The 5,858-nt window shown below is 41.2% G+C and carries 4 protein-coding genes and 1 pseudogene; 1 reads left to right on the top strand and 4 read right to left on the bottom strand.

Annotated elements, in window-relative coordinates; genetic code table 11:
• Positions 1 to 61 precede the first annotated feature (61 nt).
• From CHB62_RS14120 to CHB62_RS14105, 4 genes are all read right to left on the bottom strand, one after another.
• A complete protein-coding gene (locus CHB62_RS14120) occupies positions 62 to 565 on the bottom strand; it encodes a hypothetical protein (RefSeq protein WP_089367331.1) in 504 nt (167 codons plus the stop codon).
• A 23-nt stretch (positions 566 to 588) separates the two neighbouring features.
• On the bottom strand, positions 589 to 882 hold the full coding sequence (locus CHB62_RS14115) for a hypothetical protein (RefSeq protein WP_089367330.1): 294 nt from the start codon (positions 880 to 882) through the stop codon (positions 589 to 591).
• 207 nt (positions 883 to 1,089) lie between these two features.
• Positions 1,090 to 1,851 carry a copper homeostasis protein CutC gene (locus CHB62_RS14110; protein ID WP_089367329.1) on the bottom strand — a complete coding sequence of 254 codons (762 nt, stop codon included), beginning with the start codon at positions 1,849 to 1,851 and terminating at the stop codon, positions 1,090 to 1,092.
• Positions 1,852 to 2,011: 160 nt separating this feature from the next.
• Positions 2,012 to 4,609: a transglutaminase-like domain-containing protein gene (locus CHB62_RS14105; RefSeq protein WP_089367328.1), complete on the bottom strand. Its 2,598-nt coding sequence runs from the start codon at positions 4,607 to 4,609 to the stop codon at positions 2,012 to 2,014.
• 498 nt (positions 4,610 to 5,107) lie between these two features.
• On the opposite strand from CHB62_RS14105, the pseudogene CHB62_RS14100 reads away from it, so the two are divergent.
• Positions 5,108 to 5,701: pseudogene (locus tag CHB62_RS14100) on the top strand (C1 family peptidase); the annotation flags it as partial.
• Between the last annotated feature and the right edge of the window lie 157 nt (positions 5,702 to 5,858).

Below are 5,858 nucleotides of genomic sequence, written 5' to 3'. Positions count from 1 at the left end.
AACATGAGACCAAGAAAGAAATTAGATTTTAAAACACCACAGGACTGCTTTTACGAACTAATTAAGTAAATTTGCACTTGCTTGTTGAATTCACGGCTCCCACATATTTATAATATGGAACATCATACCTAGTAGTTTGTATAGAACTACTGATTTTCTGTGTAGGGAATTTGTCAAATGCACCAAAGTTACAGGCAACTAAATCAGGAAGTCGTAAATCCGATAAAGAACGGATATGATTATTTATTTTAGAAAAATACTTTTTGCCTATTTTGATTATTTCACACTCTATACCATCAATATGATACTTAATCCCTTTAATCCATCCCTTATTTGATGATAATGACTTTGAATCATCTACACAATCATATAAATCAATAAAAAAATCAATGATGTCTCTCATTAAGGAACTTTTACCTACTCCGTTAGTACCAATGAGTACACTATATAATGGAAGCTCTTTTGTGTTGTCAAATGAGCCGATAGTAATGTAATTAATATCCTTTAGGGGAGATAAAATAGCAAGTTCACTAATCCAGAAACTTTTTTTCTCATTATATATCAAAGGAGGTAGAGTTGAGATTTCTGTTAGATTTTTTTCTTAAGATTATTTTCATTCAAATCTATGTAACCAACTATTTTTAACTTTGGTGTAACTTTATTTTGCTTATCATATACACCTGCTTTCGCTGCAACCTCAATATACTTTAAAAAATCTGTATTCTTAAAATCAAAGTTCTTTAAGGAATGAGCTACGTCATCAGATACTTTTGTATTATATGTAAGTTTACTTTCTTTGTAACCCAACACATAAAGCAGACATTCTAATGTTGTAAGATCAATATTTAACTCTCTTAAAATCTTATTTATTCGTATTGCCATATTTTTATTTGAAGCTGAAAATTAATAGATTCAAGGTCAAGTGATAATAATTAATATTTACCTTTTGAAAAGAGTGATTTGAATTTTTACTGTCATTACTTTCATAGTTCGTAAATCTATAACGTGTTGTAGAATAATCAGTTATAATATGTTTTAAAAATGACAGCAACTGTTTCCAAACTTAATTCTGGTATATGAGTATTGCTTTTACGCCATCTTTCCCATCAAAGCATCAATCGTATTCCTCACTCTACGTTCTGTTGTCAACATGATAGTGTCTTCATCAGCACCCTCAGCACCCATATAGACGGAAGGGTTGGAGTAGGTCATACGGCTTGCTTGTGGTTCACGAGCAGAGAAGTGGAAGGCTGGTACGCCTGTTTCTTGGCGTATGCGAGCGATGTTCTTTTCGTTCACACCACAACCCGCCATGATTTTTATACGACCATTTGACAACTGGTTTAATCGCTGGAGTAGGGGAATACCCTTCTCGGCAGTAGGTTGCTGTCCAGATGTAAGTACTCTTTCAAAGCCGAGTGCAATGAGCTGTTCCAAGGCTTTCTCTGGTTCGCGACAGCGATCGAAAGCACGATGGAAGGTCACGCTCATACCCTTCGCATGTGACAACAGATACTCGTTGGCAGCCAAGTCGATATCTCCCTCAGCTGTAAGGCAGCCAAAAACAACACCATCCACACCTAACTCACGGCAAAGGTCAATATCCATAGCCATGCGCTGAAGCTCTTGTTCGGTATAAAGGAAGTCGCCACCACGGTTGCGGATGATGACATGTAGGCGAGTATCAGTCAACATCTCCCTTGCCATCTTTATCTCACCATAAGAAGGAGTGGTACCTCCTTCAGGAATACCCATACAGAGTTCCACACGATTGGCCCCACCTTTCTGTGCTTCTATACAGCTTTCAACGCTGTTAGCACATATCTCTATCTCAAAATCACTTCGTTTCATGTTGGATTGTTTGAGGAGTTATAGGAGTTAAGGAGTAAAGGGGAGTTAAGACAATACTTTTATATAATGTAATATATCAGACAATAAACAATCATATATCACACTAACAGATAGTGTTGTCTTAACTCCCCTTTACTCCTTAACTCCTCTCTCTCCTTAATTAAAGTTTACTACTTGTTTTCACGAGTTGCTCACCCAGTCCGATTGTATATCCTTGAGAAAGGAAGACAATACGGTTAAAGGTATCAGCGATGATAAATATTGGTAGCTGTTCTGTATTGCGTAGTTTCATCTCTTTCACTATCTCTTGCTGGATGGTTCCATCCTTATCAATACCGAAGATAGTCTTTGCAGGGAGGTTAGGGAACTCACCCTTCTGTGCTTGGAACTTCTTAGCTTCCGCCTCGTTCTTGAAGAGTAAGACGAATGGACGACCCCATTTATCGAGTTTATCCTTCATCTTCTCAATATCATGTAAAGCATGGTTCGTTGGCTCCTGACCGATACCTAAAACACCGAGAACGTAATATCCGCGTCCTGTCTGACTTAGGATAGAAACGTTCTGACCGTCTTTATCAAACAAGTCCTCACTATTGAAGCTACCAATCACCTTCACACCTTCGCTTTCTTGGCGTACATCGAGTGGGAGAGTAGTAGTCTCACCCGGCTTAATCTGGAAGAAACGGCTATGAGCAAGTACACTACCATCTGCCATACGTTGCCCAGTCACGAGGATATAGGTGCCCTCATCGAGTGTAGCCCCATTCTTAAAGGTGTTCGACCAAGTAGCACCACCACCCATGTCAACTTGTCCTTCGTCGAAGTTCATCAGCCATGTCTGTCCGTAAACAATCTTACTGATAGAGAAATGGCTATAATACTTAGGGTCGTCGAGGAAACCATCAGGAGTGAAAGTCAGTATCAGTTTACCAGTTTTAGCAGTCTGCTGATCTACTGCATCAAAGTCAACATCCACCCATTTACCATCTTGCTTATACTGAATCTTCCATGCTACAGGGTCCATACGAGCCTCAATACCGAGACTGCGAGCTACATCCACGAAGAAGATATCACGGCTACGACTATCGGTGATACGGCTCTCCCACACACTTCTTGGGGTCTGTGGGATTCTCATCGCACGACTATCAGGGTTCATGCGGATGTTCTTTCTAATCCAGTCTACCAATAGAGCAGGGTTCTTACGGAAACTTGCAGCTTCCTTTGCAAAGGCTTTCTCAAAGAATTGTTTGAATGGTGTGAGTATCATTTCACTCTCAACACGTGGAGAGAGCTGGCTACTCTTTGCCTTCATGTTATCCTCTAAGATATACATTGGCATGTCGCGAAGGTCCTTGTCACTCAATGTGCTGAGCAATTGGAGGGCTCTTTCTTGCTGATTAGCATACTTCTCTACAAACGCCTTGATGGTCTTCCAGTTACCACGAGCCTTTATTATATAAGGTGTAGCAGCTGAATAACGATAATCCTTCATTGATTCTGCTGTAGGGAAGGTGGCAATATAGGCATGACGAATAGAGTCTTCGTAGGTCAGTCTACGTGTGTTTTCATCACGCTGTGCCTTGGTTACAGCCGGTAGAGTGGTATTTGATGCAGGCGGAACGATGTCGAGGTCGGCCTCTTTTGGCATGTTCTGTTCGTTATAATCCAGTTTGATGGTGATTGACTTATCCTTTCCAAAGGTGGCTTTAGCAAACCCGAACTGTCCATCCTTTGATGCCCAGACAATCATATCACCCTTACCAGCAGAGAGGAAGGTCGTTCCATCAGTACCAGTGTACTTAGATACAGCTGTATAGAACTCGGCATAATTATAGATTTTGAAGTCTACCTTTGCGTTGTCTACAGGCTTACCATCTTTGTCGACAATCTTAAAATCAATCTTTGACGTACTGCCATAGTTATCGATGAGATTAATTTCGGTGAAATTATTGGTACGTAGCATCACCTCCTCGGGACCCTCATAATCGCCGAAGGCACGTGTGTGCATGAGCATAGCACGTGATGCTGGCTCGTTAAACCATGCAAGGTTGAGTACTGGCTCTGGCTCGCAAGCGCCTAAGAAATACCATTTGCCGTCTGCCCAAGCTTCCACCCAAGCATGATTGTCGTCCGTATGTGCCCAGCGAGGAGTATATACCTGACGAGCAGGAATACCGATAGAACGGAGGGCAGCTACCGTAAAGGTGCTCTCTTCTCCACAGCGTCCACGCCCCGTGCGGATAGACTGTAGTGGTGAAGAGGTGCGTGCATCAGAAGGCTCGTAGGTAACTCTTTCATGACACCAGTGGTTCACCTCAAGGATAGCATCCTTCATCGGGAGTCCTTTCACACGCTCACTTAGCTCACGATAGAAGATAGCACGTGAGCTGTCGAGTGGTTCGTTGTTCACACGCATAGGCAGAACAAAATGTCTGAAAAGCAATTCAGGCACCTTCTTTCCCCATGGCATCGACGTCCTTGTACGCAAGGCTGTGCGTATGTTCTTGAGATGATAGGCCGTAGGATAGTCTGTTGCATCAGCGATAGGCATGTAAGCATACAGGAAGTGGAGGGCTTCCTCCTCCTCTGGAGACACCCGAAGTCCCTTGGTATTATAGAACTTCTTTCCAATAACCTTCATCTTGGATTGGAATGCGCTTTCTACTTTTTGTCTGAAATTAGGGTCTGTTATAAAGTGCTGTGCATAACTTGATAAGCAGACAACAGTAAGAAACAGACTCAATAAGATTTTCTTCATAGATTTGTTTTTAGTTTGTGCGACTTTTATCAGTCGCTTATTTGCGTATGCAATATTCGTAAAAAAAAACAATATACGCAAATGTTTTACATAGAAAATGGCATAAAAGGCTTGTCAAAAGAGTTATGTTTGGCTATCTCTTCTCCATGTGTTCCCTCTTATCTAAGGGAAAACAACGTACAAGAAAGTGCTAAGTGTGCGAGATAGGGTGGGCCTGTAAGCATGTTTTTGAGTACTTTTATTCTCATGGTTTATCCTTGTTCTCGAATTATTTTTCATGAAAATAAATATTTATCATCATGAAAAAAAATATTTCTTGTCATGAAAAAAAATCTTTATCTTCATGAAAATAAATCGTGCTCCCCTCTTTTTGGGGTAGAAATTATCAGTGTTGTTGATGTTTTTCGAGCTTTCTTACAACTACAATGGGAAATAAATAGTATCTTTGTGGAGTATATTTTATTAGTAACTCTTTACCTTAATATTATTAAGAAAACAATGAGAAAGAATATTATTATTGCCTGTGGCTTGTTGAGTTGTGCGCTTTCACTTCAAGCACAGACGAAAGATGGCGGTATTGATGCGCAGATGTTACAGCAGATACAGAAGACAGGTTTGGGCACATCCGACCGTGCTCTGGCGAATGCTATCGCAACAAATTCGATTGACGACCTTGCTTATAACTTCCGTAATTCAGGACCAGTAGATACCTATTTCAGCGTGGAGACACCGAAGCAGAATATTCAGGACCAGAAGAGTTCTGGGCGTTGCTGGCTCTTCACGGGTCTGAATGTGCTACGTGCCAACTTTGCTCGTCAGCATAAGGACACACTGAAGGTGGAGTTCTCGCACGTCTACCTCTCTTTCTATGACCAGTTAGAGAAGGCAAACCTGATGTTACAGGGGGTGATAGACAATGCGAATAAGCCCTTAGACGACCCACGTGTGCAGTTCTTCTTTAAGAATCCTATCAGCGATGGCGGTACGTTCTGCGGTGTGTCAGACTTGGTTGAGAAGTATGGTGTTGTACCAATGGAAGCAATGAAAGAGACTTATTCTGCTGAAAACACGTCTCGTATGGCAAGGATAGTTCATAGAATAATGACAATGAAAGAAGAAAGGGCAAACACGAACGGAAACACTTGAACAATAACAACTTATGCACTTTTCTGCATTTTGTGATATGGCAAGATTGAGCGAAAAACGGCAATAGTTCCGTTACCAACTCGTAACCCATAGGGTACAAAGC

This window comes from Prevotella jejuni, assembly GCF_900187995.1.
GTDB lineage: Bacteria > Bacteroidota > Bacteroidia > Bacteroidales > Bacteroidaceae > Prevotella > Prevotella jejuni.
The sequence above is the reverse complement of the archived record's forward strand: the minus strand, read 5'-3'. Positions and strand labels throughout refer to the sequence as shown.